The sequence below is a fragment of the Achromobacter anxifer genome (genome assembly GCF_903652925.1).
GTDB lineage: Bacteria > Pseudomonadota > Gammaproteobacteria > Burkholderiales > Burkholderiaceae_B > Achromobacter > Achromobacter anxifer.
This window is the reverse complement of record NZ_CAHLAR010000005.1, coordinates 241,707-258,865: the sequence shown is the minus strand read 5'-3', so window position 1 is coordinate 258,865 and position 17,159 is coordinate 241,707. Positions and strand designations below refer to the sequence as shown.

Below are 17,159 nucleotides of genomic sequence, written 5' to 3'. Positions count from 1 at the left end.
ATGGTTGGTGCCTCAGTGGAGTTGCTGAGCAACGACGTTGCCTTGCTCGTCCAGGCAGGATGCCCGGCCGGCGATGACTTGGTCGTACAGCACCTTGGCGTGTCCGCTGATTGCGACCATCTTGTTCAGGTCCTCGAGCGTGAAGCGCCCGTGGATCATCACCAGATCGTCAGCCATCTCGGGATGGGGACCAGCCCGCAGACTCTCTTCGGCGTCGGCCAGCCAAGATGCGACCATCTTGACTTCGCCATGCTTGTGCCTGGTACCCGATGCCTTGTCCAGTGCGATCGCCACTTCGTCGAGGGGCGCGCCAACCGGCTTGCCATCGCGATGCAGCACATACTGGCCGCAGTTCAACTCATAGTGGATGCCCATGGTGTCACCTCACTCGGGCCAGCCGCAGCGCTTGTAGAACTCAGCGTTCGAGTGGTCCATTTTGGCTTTCGCCGCCGGCGAGAGGTGGTCGTACCAGAGATTGTCCATCGCCTGCACGCACGCACCTCGCGCCGAATGCCGCTGCTTGTTGTCCGGTCCCGAGTATTCGGTACTGGCCTTGGCAGCAGCTGCGCAGATTGCCTGTCCTGCCGCTATGGCGGCCGCGTAGCCGATGGTTCCGCCCTTGACGGTTTTCACCGCAGGGGTGGTGGCCTTGCGCTTGGTCGATTGCGTGCTTTGAACTTGTTCCATGGTGATCTCCTTCAGTGGGTCCTAAATGGTGCGGATTGCCTCGCACCTCGATTTCAATGAGCGTGGCGAGCGACATAGTCGCCGGCCTTGCGAATGGCTTCTTCCTGGGTGTGCCCGCTTCCGATGATGAGCTCGGGGCGCGTCGGGTGATGAACCACCCAGCGCTGGTGCAGCGGTGAGTAGGTGGCTTTCATGTCAGGCTTCCGCGTCCGCAAGGTCCTGATCGATCGCCTCAGCCGGACGCAAGCCACGAAGGAAGTACGAACGGAACGCTTCCTTGCGCTCATCGCTCAGGCCGCCCTCGGACTCGAAGTAATGAGCAAAACTGGCGATCCACGGCTCGAACGCAACACGCGCGTACGCGCCGTCCGTACCGAGTGCTTCGGGCAGATGCACCTTGGCCTCGGGCTTGACCGTAATCGTGTAGACGTCGAACGGTTCCGGATCGACCGAGAACCAGCAGCTTTCGACCATCAGATCGGAAACGATCTTGATCGCTTGCCACTGAGGGTATTGCTCTGTGACCAGCTCGGTGACGTCAGTGATGTTCAGGCGGGGCTCTTGGTTCATGATGGTTCCTTTCGGGTGGTAAATCTGAGAATGTCCTCCCTGTCGTATAGGCACGCCGGCGCAAATGAAAAAGCCCAGCGCAGTGCGCCGGGCTGAGTGGGGGTTGGGTCTAGATTTGATCGACTACGGGTGATCGACGGCGCAGTGCGCCTGATGCGAAAGGCTAAGGGAACACCAGGCGGAAGTTGCGCAGGTCTTCCTCAAAGGCGTTGCAGCGCTTGAGCGCTTCGTACAGATCGGATCGCGGCTGGGAATAGTCGAAAGCGGCAGTCCAGTCCTGGATGCGGGTCATCGCGCGGATGTAGGGGGCAGCGTCCGCGTGGTTGGACAGACTCTTGAGCGGCAGAAGGTAGTCCTCCCGGTAGACCGTCGGCACGATGATGCGCGATCGGCCAGCTGCACTGAGCACACAGTTCATGGCCAGACGCGCGGTACGGCCATTGCCATCCTTGAAGGGGTGCACCTCCGAAACGACGAACATCGTCATCAGCGCACGGGCAAGCGGGTCTTCCAGCGCTGCAATCCGATCAAAGCCTTCCCGCAGCGTCCCTTGCACGAGCTCGTGGGCCACAAAGAGCGTTGAGCCGGCCTGGTTGTTCTGATCCTTCCACTGGCCCGGGTTCTTGTCCAGGCGCGACTGCATGACCAGGGCATTGACGCTTTTGAGCCAGAGCAGGAAGTCGTCGGCGGTGGCCGCGGGCTTGTCACGCCAGTGGCTCTGCATCGCCGCCTGGAAGGTGCCCAGGATGTCGTGGGAGTCTTCCGGTCGATTGGCGATGAGCTTGCCTTCAAACACGATCTCCTCGGCTTCACTCACCAGGAACGTGGTGCCCTCGATGTAGTTGGAGAAGTACGACTCGAAGAAGGCGAAGTTTTCGCGCGCTACCCCGGTGTCCGCCGTGGACATCACCTCGGGCCAGACCTGCGAGCGCAGGCTGCTAAAGAGCGTGTCGAACAGCGCCAGCCGGGCCGGGTCATAAGGCCTGCCGGCCGCCCGCGCCAGCGCCTGCTTGCTATGCAGCTTCCGGCTTTCGTGCGTACCCAGCATGGCGCCCATGATGCCATCCAGGCGCTTGAACTCTTTCTGCCGGTCCAGCTTGTCAGCGAGCTTCCGGCAGGCGTCCCGGACCTCGTTGAAGCGATACTCCCCGCGAATGGTCAGCAGCTTGTCCAGCTCAGCCTCGATCACGTCCTGAGGCAGCACACGATCGCCGCCGGCGCGGCCTGTTGCCATGTTCTCCAGCAGCCATCGCGGCTGGCTGGCTAGGAACAGCTTCTTGTAAGGCATGTCGCCTTCTACGGCCCCTGGCCCTGGGATCACCTTTACGGACAGGCCAGGCAGCTCCAGCGTTCGCCGCGTGCTCCCGCGGGTCACATAAAGCCGGCCGTCGACCGGCTTGACGTCGCGCCCGCTGCGATAGCTCAGAACCGCGTCCGGAAGCAGGTGGCCCACAATGTTCAGCCAATGGCGATGAACCACCGCTTCAGGAGGGCTGCTCAGATTGCTGGTGTAAACCCCCTGATACAGCTTCAGCAGCTGCCCGGCGGCAGCTAGCCGCAGGATCTGGCGATCAAAGGCGCCATCCCCCTCGCCCGTAAAGACCACCTCAGGTAGCGTAACGTCGGTTTTTTGCTTCATTACCACGCGGAGCCCTCGCTGTTTGTCTGAAAACTAATCCATTGTACAGCTATTTGTCTGAAAAACACTCAATTACTTGTGTGCGCGATCTGTCGGATTTTGCTCTCAATACTGCTCGTCGCAACCCAGTTTGTCTTAAAACCACTCGTTTAGGTGGTGGTCTTGTCGGTTTTATACGCGATCGCACGTTAGACACCTATCTCGGACTAGGTCAACCTCCCCCCTCTTCGCACCCAGCTCGCTGGGGGTTTACTTTGCCTGCAACAAATTCTCATCCAGCGCTGTTAAACATGCTCGACACACAATAAAAAAGCCCAGCGCAGTGCGCCGGGCTGAGTGGGGTTGGATCTAGAGTCGATCGACTACGGGTGATCGAGGGTGCTCCTGGATGTCGCCGCGGTCGTTTCAGCGCTCACGGTCGACCAGCAGCAACTGCTCGACGTCCTTTGCGGCCGCCAGTTGCTCATTCGTCAGCAGCCGCTTCAGGTACCGCCGCTTTGCGGCGGTCAGGGCGCGCTTGGTGGCGTCATCCTCCCGCTTCATCATCGCGAACTGGCCAATGGCGCTGAAAACATTCTTCTCGAAGTCAGGGAGTGTCTTGAAGAACCTGGCGGAGACGAAATTGTCAGCTGCGCGATTTGCTCGTTCATCAAGCGTCGGAACATACGGCTCGAGTTCAGCCCATGTCGGCGAACGCTCGAACGCGATGTACCTGCCCTCGAATTCGAAGGTGAACGGCAGCCCGGACTTGTTGTCCAGGGCCTGGTCCCACGCCTTCTTGCGAGCATTCCACTCCCGGCGCGGTACACCCTCCTCCGGATCGACGTTGTTCCAGTAGCCGAAGCGCTCAACGATCTTTCGGTCCACGAGGAACGTCAGGACCAGGTCGCTCATCTCGCCACCCACGGCGCCAATGATGCGGCCGGCGGCCTTCGACTGCCAGCATTGCAGATTGATCTCCCAATCCACCGCTGGATCACGCGCCTGGGTCGCCCGCAGTCTGCGCAGCCGATCGGCTATCTGACTTTCGACACGCCATCTGGGCGCCTCCAGCCTGGCATTGCGGCTGCTCAGCTTGGACGTGCTGCTGCGGTCCATCAAAGACACCAGCATCGATGCATAGACCTTGCGGTAACGCTGACGCTGCATCTCCTCGATTTCGCTTGCCACCTTGGCCAGCACCTGGGTTACCTCGCCCAGGGTGGCGGGGATGAATTTGAAGCCTGTGTAGACCTTCGTGCTCATAGGGGTTCTCCTTGGTTGTTGCCTATGGCACGTATAGGGTTGGACTTGCGATGCCCGAGGATTGGAGGCTTAAACCGCACGATCTGGCAGCTTGGCGCAGTGGTAGACCGTGTAGGAGGTGCCCGGCACGACCAGCGCTTGGCACTCATGTTTCTTCACGAACGCATCAAGAAGCTGCACTTGCAGAGCTTGGTGCTCCGCAATGAGCTGCCGAGATCGCATCGTGCTTGAAAACAGGAATGAGCCTGAAACAAGCAAGAGCGATGTGGACATCATCATCAGAACAAGGCCCGGTGCTGCGTTGCCACGCTGAGTCCTTTTCGCGTCTGCGCGTTGGTGTTGCATGCATGTCTTTCGATTGGAGATGCACCGATTATCCGTATGCAGACAGGACCACCCTATTGACCAAGAAAAGCCCCGCGTGAAGCAAGGCTTTTGAGATTGACAACCTCGGTCAGTTGGCCGCAGCAACTGCGGCTTGTCGAATGTGACTTTCAGCTGCTCGGCGTGCCTATACCCATTGAGGACAACACACTGAAAGGACCTTCAAATGGCAACGATGTATGTGACAGGTGAACAAAACCTCTTCGTTCTGCGTCAAGCGCGGTTCAAAGACGCCCTGGCAAAGGGCACTGAACATCCCCATGACGTCTGCGCTTATGCGTATTCCGTGCCCGAAATGCACGAGATGGCGGATCGCCTCTGGCCCAACGACATCGACTACTCCCAAGTCGAGACCCCCGCAACTACCCACTGAGCGAGACACCATGGCACACGCAAGCACCCAACAGGATGCCGGCAAGCCGGTGCTCCACTACAGCACGGGCAATGGCTGGGCGACCCTCGGCTACGCGAAGTCGGTGAAAGGCGCCGCGGCCATCATCCGCCGGCACCTGAGCGACGCCTCGAAAGCCCTGCTCGAAAAGGCAGGCTTCTCGCTGAACGTCTCCGAGCGCACCGACCTTCAGATCGAGCTCAACGGCGGGCCGAAAGGCTACGTCTGGTCGATCGGCAAAACCATCAAGACATGAAAGGGACCATTGCATGAAACACGTTACGGCAATCGTCGAATTTCAGAAGCACGCGGCACGCGCCTTCTTCGCATCCGCCTGGGCTGACGCCGAGGAAGAAGCGGGTCAGGCTCGTTCCGGCGAGATCCTGGACCGCATACCAGCGGAAACGGATCCTGCTGCCTGGAACGCGGCTCGCACCCTCGTGATGGGCATGGAGCTGGGCAACAAGAATTCGATGACGGAGCTGATCCGCATTGTCGAAACCCAGGGCAACGGCGACAGGCCGAACACCCTGGAGTTCTTCGGCCACTACGCCGCCATGCAAGCCATGGGCCACGGCGTCGGCCTGGCAGATGCCTTCGGTGCAGCCGTGCACGAACAGGTGAAAGTGCCCTACATCGAGTTCGGCGCCCACTCCCTGTCCAAGGACTACTTCTAAAACCTGAAATCTTCCAGAGGAACACACCATGGCCACAACCAAGAACCCCTGCACGCTGTGCGGCAAGCCCGGTATCCCCGGTCTGATAGCTGGCGCTGGTAAATGCCAGTACCACTACAACGTGGGCCAGTTTGGCCGAGAGTGGGCCGACCGCGTGAAGGCCTCCGACGAAGTGCGTGAGCTGGCCCGCGTTGACGCGGAAAAGGCTCAAGAACACGGAGTGGACATCAACCCTTTCTCCACCGATGGCGCACGCCACCGCTGGCAACAAGGCTGGAATGGTGAACATCCGGAGCTGCTGGTCGTCGGCTCTACCGATTGGCGTCAATGGGAACGCGGCCGTCAGGCTCGCATCCTCCACGACACGACGCCCAACGCAGTTTGCTAATTGAACGACAAAAGGAACGAAAATGGCAACGATATCGAACCTCAAGCCCGGTCAGTCCTTGTTCAAGCTGGAACGCCGGCGCATGGGCAACACCACGCTGAGGACCACCGCGGTGATGCGCGTACTGATTCACGAGGTGCATGAAGACCACGTGATCGCCAGCGTCAACAGCAACACCCCGCGCAAGTATCGCTCGTCCGAGGTGTCCAAGTGGAAGGTCAACAAACCGGTCATGATCCAGTTCGCAATGGGATTTCAGCGCCCGGCCACGCGCGCTGAGATCGCTGAGATGAAGTCCAAGGCCACCACGGCCTGACAACTTCAGCTTCCCTCAGAGCCCCGCTTTTGCGGGGCTTTTCTTTTGGAAATGCCTATACCTGAAATGGAAACAACACTTTGAAGGGAATACTCATGTTCACGTCCAGCTCACCTGAAGTCATGGCAATGCAGATCCAGCAAGCGGACGCCCGCGAAAGGCTTGGCGACGCTATCGATCGCCACAGCTCAACGCCTGAATGGCGACGCCACCCGGAGGTCATAGCCAGTCAACGTGCCTACGACCACACTGTCGAGCAACTTGTTCAGATGCTGGGTGAGAACGCCCACTGCAACCTGGTCGACATCGAGCTGTACAGCAGCTTTTCCGATCTCCATAGCTCACAACGAGGATGCCGGCCGCGGCAATTTGTGAGCCGCATGGATTGCCGTGCTTATATCGAAAATGAAAGCTGCAACCCCTGCGCGAAGGAATAACTCCAACGCGCCCTCAAAGCCTCGCATTGCGGGGCTTTTCTTGTCTGGCCAATCGACGGACCTATACATCAGCAGGAAACAACCAATCGAAAGGAACCACACCATGGCCAAGCTTCAATGCAAAGACATCTGCGACTTGTCGGTCCTGCGGCTGCTCGCATCTCTTGCAACGCCGGCGACCCTCCATGAGGGCTACCCTCATAGCATCCATCCCGGACTGCCCAGCGAGGTACCGCCCAAGCTGCTGCGCTCGAAAATGGATTCGCTGATCCGCCGTAAGTTGGTCGCCGGGTGTGCCTGCGGCTGCCGAGGCGATTTCACGTTGACCGACGCCGGTCGAAAAGCGTTGGTCGACCGCCAGAACCCTGAATCTGCTGAAGTGAAAGCTTTGCAGCATCGACAGCGCGTTTGCTACCAGGCCGTTACCATCGCGATCAACAACGGCTTCGAGCGCGATCAACCGGAGTTCCTCGAGCCTCAAGCTGACTACGACAAGACGGTTCGCCAGCTGGTGGCGCTGCTCGGCGACGACGTGGCTTGCAGCCTGGTCGACTTCGAGACTCACCATCGATTCGAGTCTATTTGCAAAGAGCGGGTTGGCTTCGTGCCGAAACGCATGAATCGGCCGTTCTATACGCGGAACGAATGCTTGGACTATCTGAAAGACTCAGCAGACTACCTCATCTGAGTCTCAACCCCTCCAACGCCCCCTAAAGGGGCGTTTTTCATTGGGCTTTAGCCCGCAGCTCCAGACTAGCCTGCGTATCCACGTTTTCGAGGGCAGTTCTGCACCAGTAGCCACCTGCGCCAGCCCAGGTCACCACGGGCTGGCGAACGGTAGGCTCGACACAGCTGCGGTCAATGTAACCCTCGTCGATATAGTGAATCGTCACCACGCGCTTGCGCGTGCTCACCGTCGGCTTGCCGCGGGTACTGCGGATTTCTGAACCTGCTTTGATGACGACACGCTGGCCCTTCTTGAAGTAGATCGTGCCGAAGGGTCCGATGTACTGGGCGCTGTCCTGGCCACTTCGTACAAGCCAGTCCCGAGCAGCAGACAGAAACTCCACCATGTCGCGGGCTTGGTTGCGAGCTTCATCGTAGGTGCCAGGCGGAAAGAGCGCCAGCCTCTCCTTGTAGGTCGCCTCGTTTTGGGCGATCGCTGCATCCAGCGACGCCAGCGTGATGGGAGATTGGATGTTGGAGGGGTTCATGGCGCTTCGTCTGTTGGTGACATGGTCCGTCAGTACACCGGTACTCTGATCAGCGGGCACACTCCGGCCGTTTTACGACCGAACGGGCAGCCCGTCCGTCGTGCAGGCGTACGTGGACTGGGTGGTCTCACTTGTGGGGGATGCAATGGCCCCACCCTTGCTTGCGATCGGCACCAGCCCATCCGTGCGCCACACCTTGTGAGCACAGACACCGGCCTCGGTGTTCCGCGTCAGCAGTTCGCCCGTTTTGACGTAGCGATCCTTCTTCACGTCACATTCACCTGGCTTCACACTCGCAATGTCGATCGGCATCGTGCAGCCTTCGATTCCGCTGACGCTGGACGTGTACTCGTCGTACTGCCGGGTGTCCTTCAGGACGACAACGCCATCGGCCGCCATGGCGGTACTGAATGTCGAAGCGGCGATCAGGGCCGCCAGCGTCGAAGAAATCTTCACAAAGAGTGCGGTCTTCAGTTTCATGGCTAAATCAACTTTGGTTAAGGATGCATTCAGTATATCCATGTAATGCCATCCGTCAACTACGCTAACAGGTCGGCAAGTCCCCGCAATAAAGCAAGGACCTTGCCGCACCTCATCCCCTGGTCAGCAAATCAGTAGCTATGCCTGTACGGCAGCGCGCCCGACAAATCGCATCTGCTTACCGAAGAACGTGCGGATGTAGCGGTCCACCGACGGGTAAGCCGCATCGCCCTGCTCGCACCAGGCGTCCAGCCGGAACGGGAGATCTGGATCCTCGCAATCCGGATGCAACGCCGCCAGCAGCGCATGACCACGATCGGTGACCTGCCACATCCGAATCTGCTGACGATCCGGAGGATACAGCAGGCCCAACCAGCAAAGCGTGTTGACGATGTATGCCGATGATGAAGCACTCCCCAAGTGCTGAGTTCGCCCGTAGCGCCCTGTGCCTCCCCAGTTGTACATCTGAGAGATGATCTGCCCATCGCTCATTGGGGGCTGGTCACGAAGGAAGTACAACACCTGGAGGGCGTACTTCGAGAAAAATGGTGCATCGGCCGGCACTCCGACGGCACTCAAAACAGGACTCAGGATCGCACGGGCATTGACGACCCAATTCCAATCGAAATATCGCTTCACCATGCCGGCCGTAGCCAGGGCCTTCAGTGCGCTTTCACCAAAGGGCGTCATATGCTCGAACGCCCGTTCGACCGAATCCTTGTCCAGCGCAGGGATGATAAGCGCCTGGGCTGAGTCGACCCGATCGGCACCGAGAACCTGGGTGATAAACAGCGCGAAGCTGCTGGCGCCACTGCGGTCCGGATCTCCGCCAAATACGAGCAGATCGGCACCGGTGACCAGATCAATCGTCGTGGGAATAGGCTCCAGCTGCCCAGTCGGCCCTACCTTCGCAGCCACAGCGTCAGGGTACCGCGAGTTATCCCAGAACGCCCGATACTGCGGTTGGCGCACTACCGGGAAGCTCTTGTGCTTGAGCCCTCGTGGCAGCTTGGCTTCAAGCCCCCAACCCACGCCCACGTAGGGGCAAACATGCAGGAAGCTGACTTCATCGGCTGGCCACTTGCTTCGCGCGGCGGAAGCCAGTGCTCGGGATACCGAGGCCTTCTCGGTGATGATCAAGATTTTCATAGCTGATCCGTACTCCTGCAAGGCAGGAAGGTAGGTTTGCACGGCTTAGCCGTGGACTGGGCGCGGACCTATTCGGCCACGAATCTAGTATATCTGCATATATGCTTTCGTCAACTCTCAGCCACCTGAATCAGGTCGTGTGAGAGTCTGCCGTCCTTTGAGCCTTCGGCCGGGTCTCCCAGACCTGCAACTCCCACCAGGGACAACGCACCGCCCAGCCCCGCCCAGCGCCAGGTCGACTGCGCTTTCCCCAGGGCGACAGGTTCGCCGGCCGTCGTTGTATGTCGATCATCCAGCCCCTGCGATAGATCCAGGATATGCTCAGAGCGATCGGAATAGCCACCAGTACGCATGGCCACAGCAGCGACATCCAGAAAGCTCCGCGCACCTCGAAATTGTCCAGGTAAGCGATCCACGCCAACAGGACGTAGCCCACGGCCAGATAGAGGGCGATTCCAGTGATGATGCTCATTTGCGATTCTTCACGGTTTGCGTCACGACCTGTCGAGTCCACCATGGGCAGGACGTCACCCAGGTACGTTGGGTATGCCGGCGAGCGCCGCGGCCGCGAGGCACATACAGCGCGGGGCGATGCGTTATCCCCCGCAACCAGCCGTTGCTCTCCATCCGCATCCACTGCCTCAAGGCCGGGAAAAAGATGATCGCCAGCGGCCACAACGTTGACAACCAAAATGCCCGCCGAAGCGCAACCGTGTTTCGGTATGCCAGCCACGCCATTGTGATAAAGCCTACAGCGGTATACGCCACCAGGCCAGTAGCGAGGCTCATGTCGACCGCCGATTCCACTTCGCCATTACGTCATCTTTGCTGTCGCCGGCCACCTGTGCGCCACAACCGCCATAGGTTTCTGGGCAGTGCATCGTGTACACGGTTCCGTGCGACTCCCGCTCGTCGTCGATCATCAGGTAATGCCGAAGGCCGTCGTCTTCGCGCCAGCGTCCGGTTGGATAGAGCGTGTCGTCCCCGTCCATGTCAGGCTTCCTGCCGCAGAACGGGCACGGCGCCGGGTTTTCGGAGCTGTAGGCGGGCAACGAGCCGCCTGGGCCAGCATCCCCCGACTCGCGGGCCCCCAGCTCCTTGTAATGCCTGGCCACGCTGCCAAAGGCACAGAGGACGCCAGGCCCTGCTTCCCTGGGCAACGACGTCAGAAGGACCCTGGCGCCGGCCGCATCACGACGCCACAAATGCAGGAATTCGGATTGATCGTGTGGGGAGGTCGCAAGCGATACCTCCCATCCGGTGTCAGGCGTGACGATGGCGTTGATTTCGTCAACCGTCAGCCCAGGTACCCCTTGCATCAGCGTGCACAGGAGTTCCTTCTCACGCGCAGCCCGGGCTCGCAGGTCTGCGAGTGTCATCTCCACCAAGTATCGATGCGGAGACTCGGGATTCGGGCCCTGAATGATGTGCGTGTACAAGCCCTCGTAGAATTCGAGCAGTTGTTGGCCGGCGAGCGCCTGCGGTACGATTTGAGACATAAACCTTGCCTTTTCTGAAGTCAACGAAGACCAGACGCTCCGAAAAGCAGCATCGGGCCGAAAACTACCAGGCCCACTAAGCCGATAAATACGGCAGCCAGCCAGAATGCAATTTCCCGGCTCTTCGCCTCCGCGAATTCCTTCCGATCGCACACAGCCGCCACATCGATTTTTCGCGCTTCCTCGCCCTGGCCGGCCAGCGCCATTTCGGCTTGCTGTTTCATGATTGCGTCGCACGCGCGCCGATCCGCCTTCTGCTCGGGGGTATTCCCTGACAGCCGATCTGCACGTCGAGCTTCTTGAGCTACGCGAGCCTCTTCGAATTGAGGATCAACTTCCGTCCAGAGCTCCAGAGCGCCAAGGCCAAGCAGCGCAGCGACGAGAAGTGCAACGCCCCAACCATTCTTGCGGTTCATCGTGGATGGCATGTCTGCTGCGGCCTTAGCCGGCCCTGCGGCGGATCAAGTAAGACGCCGCCGGAGCGAGTGCCGCGCCGACAGCCAACACAACAATCGTGATCGAGATCCAGTTCACCTCCGTCCGCACAGGCGAATGGCGATCACACGTCAGACCGGCATCCGAAACCCGAGGACTCTTGGCCTGAGCTGGGACCAGGCTAGCCTGGTGCTGTAGCATCCGAATGCAGTCTGCGCGCTCGCGCGCAAGACGCTGCTGTGCCACGGCCTGGCGGTTTGCTTCAAACCGAGGGTCCACATCCGTCCAGTAGTCGACCCCGGCCAACCCGGTCACAAAAACCGCGGTGGCGATACTCGCAACCCAGGTTCTACGGGAGATCGTTCTCAACTTCGCTAGCATGGCGGTTTCCTCAATTTGGCATTATGCAACTTTCATAGTATAACGAAAGTCGCTGGAAGCAGCTACCGCGCGGGCCGGCGCTGCCGCACAACCCGCTGCCCGGATGTCACACCGTAGGTGCCACCGCGGCGCCGTCCTTCCAGGTCAGGACCCGAGTGAGGACACGGGAGTGCATTTCAGCCAGGAACGTCTCGAACAGGGTGTACGCGTCCTTTTCGAAGACGATGTGCGGGTCCTGCTTGGCGTGTCCGCGCAGGTGGATGCCGCGACGCAGCGCTGTCAGCTCCTCCAGGTGCCGCGACCAAGCTAGATCCATCTCCGACAAGACGAGGAACCGCTCAAACGTCGCGCGATCCTGCTCGGCCACCGGATTCAGGGCCTCGCGATGCTGGTACCGCAACCGGTCGGCAATCAGCACGTCCAATTCGAGCTCGTGATCCATCCGCTCCAGCTCATCCAGTGTCACCATGGGGACATCCATGCCCTGGACGCGTGCCGCGAACTCATCCACGACAACCTGGGCGCCGCGGGCCTTGAGCACCTGGCCCATTTCCTGCGCGAAGTCCGCGATAAGCCGGTCCACAAAGGCTTGCGCGCCCCCATCGTCAAGCAGCACCTGCTGGCGGATCTCCTGGTACACCTGGCGATGCAACTCCAGAGCAGCATCGAACTTCACCAGCTGCTGGCGCGCGGCGGCGGCCCGGCCCTGGGCGATACGCTGCTCCTGCATGATCATCTTGCGGCAGAGCTTCTCCTCCAGCGGATCCACGGCCGGCGCTGCTTCAGTGTCGCAGTCGCACGCAGGCGCGCCCCCGTTTTCTACCGTGGCCTTGTTACCTACCATGGCCAAGAGACGACGCAGCTCTTCCCCCGATCCGCTGTCGACCAACAGGCTGTCATCCAGCGATGTGAGGAACAGCGTGGTCCCTGGATCGCCCTGGCGCCCGGTGCGGCCGCGCAGCTGCTGGTCCGCGCGCTCGGACTCAAAGTGCTCGAAGCCGATGACGAAGAGCCCCTGCTCGTGGCGGAAGCGCACTGCGTTCCGGGCCCACACCGGAGGTGTGGAGATGAAGCGGGACAAAACCTCGCGGCCGGCAATCATCTGGGGTGCGTCCGCCTCGAAGTAGCGCAGCACGCAGGCCAGCTCCGCGGCATCATCGAATGCCGAGTACATGTCGCGCGCGGCCTGGCCCTGGCTCCAGTCGATTTCATTGCCGATGGCGACCACCGAGCCCAGGAAAACGTCGAGCGCGGCCGTCAGCTCCACGGCCCGGCTGCGCTGGCGCTGGCACTCATCCGAACCGACCTCGCCCAGGGGCAGCTCGAACATCTGCCGGAAGAAATCGAACATGGCCCGGGCATCGCCGCCCAGCTTGATGTCCACGCCGCGGCCCGCCAGGCTGGTCACCACGGTGATCGCCCCCTTTTCGCCGGCCCGGGCGAAGATCTCGGCCTCTTCCGCGTGGTTCGTCGCGGTGAGCACCCGCGGCGCCATGCCCCGCGCGCGCAACGCATCCGCCACCTGCTGCGCCTGCTCGGCATGGGAGACCGCCACCAGCACCGGGCGCCGGCTGGTGTAGGCCTGGCTCACCGTCTGCGCCAGGTACTCGAGCTTGTCGGCCTTGGTGCGGCAGAATACGTCGGGCAGGTTCTCGCAGCGCGACGGGACGTTGCGCGGCACGGAAGCGGCACGCAGACCATAGACTGCCAAGAACTCCTCTGCGTCAGCCATGATGGTGCCGGACATGCCACAGATCCTGCCATAAAGCTTGAAGAAGTTTTGCAGGGTGATCCGGCCCATCACGATGCTCTCGTCCGAGATGGCCAGGCCTTCCTTTGCCTCCAGCATCTGCTGCATGCCAGAATCCCAGCGCCGCCCGGGCAGAAGGCGCCCCGTCAGCGCATCGATCAGGACGATCTGTCCGTCCTGCACCGTGTAATGCACGTCACGCTTGAGCAGCTCGCGCGCCCCCAGGGCCCCAGTCGCCAACAGCAAGAGATGCTGGTGCTGTGCACCATAGTCCGGATCGGCCGGCGCCAGCAGCTCGGCGGCCCGCAGCGCCGCGGTCACAGTCTCATATCCGCGCTCCGTGAGCACGGCGGCCTTGTTGTCCAGGTCGAGCCAGAAGTCGCCATCCTCGCCGGCGGCGCCGAGCGCCCCCGGTGCCGCGCCACGCTGGAGCGGCTCGACCAGCCCGATCAAGGTCTGAAACGCGCTGGCATCCGCCGGCACATTCGTCGAATACACCACCGGGGTCTTCGCTTCGTCGATCAGCACCTGGTCGGCTTCGTCGACGATAGCGGTGGTTTTCGCCAGGCCGCGCGGATTCAGCCGGTGCCCAGGATGGACCACAACCTCATCAAAGAGCTTGTCCAGCGCGAATACCGTGGCCGTGCCGTAGACGACATCGAACGTGTAGGCCTGGCGCTTGATCTCGATGGCCTGCCCCACCAGGGTCACCGCGACGCTCAATTCCATAGCCTGGTAGACCGGCAACATCTGGTTGGCGTCGCGCTGGGCGAGGTACTCGTTGGCGGTCACGACGTGTACGGTCCCGCCACGGACCACCGTCAACCACGCAGCCAGCGGCGCGACCAGGGTTTTGCCCTCGCCGGTGCCCATCTCCAGCAAGTAGCCGTCAGCGAGGGCAAGGGCCGCAATGAGCTGCGACCGGTAGAGCTTGACGCCCATCGCCTGGTGCACGATGGCCCGGTAGTACGCAGCGGCAAACGTCAAGAACCCTTCCCTTAGAGTCTCCTCGGGTCCACCAGCCTGCGCCCGAGTTCGCAGCTGCTTCAGGTAGTATGCAGCTGCGCCCGGCAGCAGAGTCAGCGTGGTGTAGGACTCGTGGAAGGCAATGGCCTTGTCCGCGATCGCTTCATAGGCACGCAGGCGGTTCGGGAGGAGGTTCTTCAGGATCGAGGAGATGGTCATGGCCAGGCAGGGTATGTGGGCAGAAAGGCAGGGCCGGCGGACGGCCCGCAGCAATGAATCGCCCGGGAGGCTGACACAATCCAGCTCCCCCGGGCGATTGCCGCAGATCTCAGGCGCGCGCGCGGCGCAGTGCGGCAGTCAGGCGCTCCAGCAGCTGCGCATTACCGCCCGAGAGGTACGGCAGCAGGGTCGTCCAGGCTTCGAGGTTGTCGATGCTGGCGGACAGGCGGTTGGCCGGGATGGCGCAGAGGTGGTCCAGCACCGACACGATCTTCACGGTCTGGGCCTGGTAGCCCGCGGCACGGATGCGCTCGCCATACTCCTTGAGCGCCTCGGCCCCACGCTGGTCGCCCGGCGTCAGCGCCTGCACCAGGGCCAGGACCTCGGCGCCGAACAGCTTCTCGATCGTGGCCGGCTTCAGGCTGGTACGGCTCAGGGTGTCCTCCAGCACTGCGGCCACCATGGTGGCGGCAGGCAACTGGTAGTCCAGCAGCAGCGCCGCGACCGTGGACGGATGGCTGATGTACTTGATCCCGGTGAAGTCGCGCTTTTGCTTGGCGTACAGCTTGGTGGCCAGGTTGTAGGCCTCTTCGAACGGTTTGTGCTGGCGCGCGTACGCAATGAAGGCTTGGGTATTGATGGGGCCGGAGACTTTCTGCATCAGGATCTGTAAGGTAGGTAATGAAAAATGCCGCAGGCAGACCACGACAAACACGGAATAGTATAGCGCTCAAGCTGCCTATTGCCTAAATCGTATCCTCAAGACCCGCAACCCTCACAGGTACCGCACTACCTGGCGCCGGCTCCGCCGGCTGATTCGAATGTGGCAGCTCGTGCTTCATATTGATTTTGGGTTGACACATACGCCCCGCTTCGCGAATCCCCACGCGCGGCGACGTCCTTGTCCCCGGACCGTGTACCCCACGCGTACATGCGGTGCCTATGAGGCACCGCATGATTGCCTAAAGGCACCGAGTCATGTGAGTCCCCGGGAGTCATTGAAGCCCCGGAGAGTCATTAGTCCCCGACGAGTCATCCAGCCCCGAGAGTCACCCGTCCTCGCCGGCAACCGCCAGCCTGGAAACCTCGACGCTCCCGCACAACTGCCCACCTGTATCCCCAGCCTACCAGCCACGACCCTATCGCCTCCAGGCGAACTGAGGGCGTGAGCGCCCAGTTCGCCCTTGGGCGCCGGCCGCACTTGCTCCGCGGCTTCAGTGCCGCGACGGCTTCCCGCTCGCAAGCTGAAATCCCCAGCCTTGCAACCAGTTTCCGCTCTTGCGCCTGGCTTGTGCAACACGGTACGACGCCACACCTCCCGAGGAATTCCTCCCCCCAAACACCTCCATGTCTGGTAAGCCACCTACGCGGGAGGGAATGAATCTACTCGTCATTCAACCCTCGTGCTGATTGATCGCAGCGTTTGGTGCCTACCCTTCCTGGCCGTGCGGTAGCGCGGACGCCATCTACCCCCTTTCAATTCGAGAATCTCCCACGCCCAAGCGTCCCACTATTGAAGCCACCCGGGGCGATAGCATCCTGACTGGTTCTCGGCTGAGTGGCTCCCGCATCCCCTATTCCCATTACGGTAAGCGAGAGAGCTCCTCCACTCTCCTCTGCTGAGCTGGCGCAATCAACGTCCACTCCTGATCAAGCTGGCATAACGATGCGCCAGCATTCCATTTACTGCTCGCCAACACAGATGCTGCGAAATTCAGCTCCGCATACTGGACGGCACCCCTCCTGCATGGCCAACGTCCGCCAGCGAGCATGCCCTGCCCGACATGCTCTCGCTTCAATGGCTCCAGCAAGCCACTCCAGATCACGGTGCTTGCTCGAGGCCGGTGGAATAGCAGACACGGGGGGATGGCGGAACTCCACACCGGAGCATCGCTCAGGCTTAACCCACACCAGCGGGCTCTGCGCTAGTCCTCGCGGCAGCAGATCCACCCAAGCTCGGTTAAGCCATTCTTGAAGGGGCTCGCTTTCGATGAAACCAGCGCCCAGGGAACCGGGGCCGACGGACCCCGGGCTCCCGACAGGCGAGTGACGTCGCCACGCGTGGAAATCGCGAAGCGGGAGGTATGTGCTGCACACCCGAAATTATTACGCGCAGATGCCACATTCCAGTTCCATGTGAGTGCGTCAGGCGAAGATCGTTGAAGCCCCAGAAGCTCCATCTTCATCGCTCGAGATACGCTATCTAAGGATTCCTGAAGAGAATCCTTAGAATCCTGAAGAAGGCTGGCTTTTGCTACACACGGGCTGGCTTATGCGACACGCCCCTGGCTTTTGGTACACGCCGTCTGGCTTTTGCTACACACCCACCCCG

The 17,159-nt window shown here is 61.0% G+C and carries 22 protein-coding genes; 7 read left to right on the top strand and 15 right to left on the bottom strand.

Annotation, left to right across the window (positions count from 1 at the left end):
- Positions 1-12 precede the first annotated feature (12 nt).
- The 7 genes from HWY37_RS17845 to HWY37_RS17815 all read right to left on the bottom strand — a co-directional run bounded on the left by HWY37_RS17845 (position 13) and on the right by HWY37_RS17815 (position 4,486).
- Entirely contained in the window at positions 13-375 is a 363-nt protein-coding gene (locus HWY37_RS17845) for a hypothetical protein (protein ID WP_176089372.1), read from the bottom strand.
- Between the two features lie 9 nt (positions 376-384).
- Positions 385-687 (bottom strand): hypothetical protein, encoded by a 303-nt coding sequence (locus HWY37_RS17840; RefSeq protein WP_176089371.1) that lies wholly within the window; start codon positions 685-687, stop codon positions 385-387.
- Between the two features lie 53 nt (positions 688-740).
- Positions 741-881 (bottom strand): hypothetical protein, encoded by a 141-nt coding sequence (locus HWY37_RS17835; RefSeq protein ID WP_176089370.1) that lies wholly within the window; start codon positions 879-881, stop codon positions 741-743.
- Position 882: 1 nt separating this feature from the next.
- Positions 883-1,257: a hypothetical protein gene (locus HWY37_RS17830; RefSeq protein ID WP_176089369.1), complete on the bottom strand. Its 375-nt coding sequence runs from the start codon at positions 1,255-1,257 to the stop codon at positions 883-885.
- A 163-nt stretch (positions 1,258-1,420) separates the two neighbouring features.
- Positions 1,421-2,896 carry a Fic family protein gene (locus HWY37_RS17825; RefSeq protein WP_246302341.1) on the bottom strand — a complete coding sequence of 492 codons (1,476 nt, stop codon included), beginning with the start codon at positions 2,894-2,896 and terminating at the stop codon, positions 1,421-1,423.
- Positions 2,897-3,301: 405 nt separating this feature from the next.
- The gene (locus HWY37_RS17820; protein ID WP_176089367.1) at positions 3,302-4,141 is read right to left on the bottom strand and encodes a hypothetical protein; all 840 of its coding nucleotides are present in this window, start codon (positions 4,139-4,141) and stop codon (positions 3,302-3,304) included.
- A 69-nt stretch (positions 4,142-4,210) separates the two neighbouring features.
- Positions 4,211-4,486, bottom strand: a complete 276-nt coding sequence (locus HWY37_RS17815; protein ID WP_176089366.1) for a hypothetical protein — start codon at positions 4,484-4,486, stop codon at positions 4,211-4,213.
- Positions 4,487-4,691: 205 nt separating this feature from the next.
- Between HWY37_RS17815 and HWY37_RS17810 the strand changes: the two genes are divergently transcribed.
- From HWY37_RS17810 to HWY37_RS17780, 7 genes are all read left to right on the top strand, one after another.
- Positions 4,692-4,898 carry a hypothetical protein gene (locus tag HWY37_RS17810; protein ID WP_176089365.1) on the top strand — a complete coding sequence of 69 codons (207 nt, stop codon included), beginning with the start codon at positions 4,692-4,694 and terminating at the stop codon, positions 4,896-4,898.
- Between the two features lie 10 nt (positions 4,899-4,908).
- A complete protein-coding gene (locus HWY37_RS17805) occupies positions 4,909-5,172 on the top strand; it encodes a hypothetical protein (protein WP_176089364.1) in 264 nt (87 codons plus the stop codon).
- 13 nt (positions 5,173-5,185) lie between these two features.
- Entirely contained in the window at positions 5,186-5,593 is a 408-nt protein-coding gene (locus HWY37_RS17800; RefSeq protein ID WP_176089363.1) for a hypothetical protein, read from the top strand.
- A gap of 28 nt (positions 5,594-5,621) precedes the next feature.
- Positions 5,622-5,981, top strand: coding sequence for a hypothetical protein (locus tag HWY37_RS17795; protein WP_176089362.1), 360 nt, complete (start codon positions 5,622-5,624; stop codon positions 5,979-5,981).
- A 22-nt stretch (positions 5,982-6,003) separates the two neighbouring features.
- Complete coding sequence (locus tag HWY37_RS17790) at positions 6,004-6,297, top strand: hypothetical protein (protein WP_176089361.1); 294 nt, start codon at positions 6,004-6,006, stop codon at positions 6,295-6,297.
- 95 nt (positions 6,298-6,392) lie between these two features.
- Entirely contained in the window at positions 6,393-6,734 is a 342-nt protein-coding gene (locus HWY37_RS17785) for a hypothetical protein (RefSeq protein ID WP_176089360.1), read from the top strand.
- A 103-nt stretch (positions 6,735-6,837) separates the two neighbouring features.
- Positions 6,838-7,422 carry a hypothetical protein gene (locus HWY37_RS17780; RefSeq protein WP_176089359.1) on the top strand — a complete coding sequence of 195 codons (585 nt, stop codon included), beginning with the start codon at positions 6,838-6,840 and terminating at the stop codon, positions 7,420-7,422.
- 37 nt (positions 7,423-7,459) lie between these two features.
- Here the strand turns inward: HWY37_RS17780 and HWY37_RS17775 are convergent, their stop codons facing one another.
- The 8 genes from HWY37_RS17775 to HWY37_RS17740 all read right to left on the bottom strand — a co-directional run bounded on the left by HWY37_RS17775 (position 7,460) and on the right by HWY37_RS17740 (position 15,488).
- Positions 7,460-7,948, bottom strand: a complete 489-nt coding sequence (locus tag HWY37_RS17775; RefSeq protein ID WP_176089358.1) for a hypothetical protein — start codon at positions 7,946-7,948, stop codon at positions 7,460-7,462.
- 72 nt (positions 7,949-8,020) lie between these two features.
- Entirely contained in the window at positions 8,021-8,428 is a 408-nt protein-coding gene (locus HWY37_RS17770) for a hypothetical protein (protein ID WP_176089357.1), read from the bottom strand.
- A 138-nt stretch (positions 8,429-8,566) separates the two neighbouring features.
- Positions 8,567-9,577: a hypothetical protein gene (locus HWY37_RS17765; protein ID WP_176089356.1), complete on the bottom strand. Its 1,011-nt coding sequence runs from the start codon at positions 9,575-9,577 to the stop codon at positions 8,567-8,569.
- A gap of 130 nt (positions 9,578-9,707) precedes the next feature.
- On the bottom strand, positions 9,708-10,049 hold the full coding sequence (locus HWY37_RS17760) for a hypothetical protein (protein ID WP_176089355.1): 342 nt from the start codon (positions 10,047-10,049) through the stop codon (positions 9,708-9,710).
- Positions 10,050-10,362: 313 nt separating this feature from the next.
- A complete protein-coding gene (locus tag HWY37_RS17755; RefSeq protein WP_176089354.1) occupies positions 10,363-11,076 on the bottom strand; it encodes a hypothetical protein in 714 nt (237 codons plus the stop codon).
- Between the two features lie 20 nt (positions 11,077-11,096).
- Positions 11,097-11,492 (bottom strand): hypothetical protein, encoded by a 396-nt coding sequence (locus HWY37_RS17750; RefSeq protein ID WP_176089353.1) that lies wholly within the window; start codon positions 11,490-11,492, stop codon positions 11,097-11,099.
- 506 nt (positions 11,493-11,998) lie between these two features.
- Entirely contained in the window at positions 11,999-14,827 is a 2,829-nt protein-coding gene (locus HWY37_RS17745; protein WP_176089352.1) for a preprotein translocase subunit SecA, read from the bottom strand.
- A gap of 109 nt (positions 14,828-14,936) precedes the next feature.
- Positions 14,937-15,488, bottom strand: coding sequence for an HD domain-containing protein (locus HWY37_RS17740; protein WP_176089351.1), 552 nt, complete (start codon positions 15,486-15,488; stop codon positions 14,937-14,939).
- Positions 15,489-17,159: the final 1,671 nt, after the last annotated feature.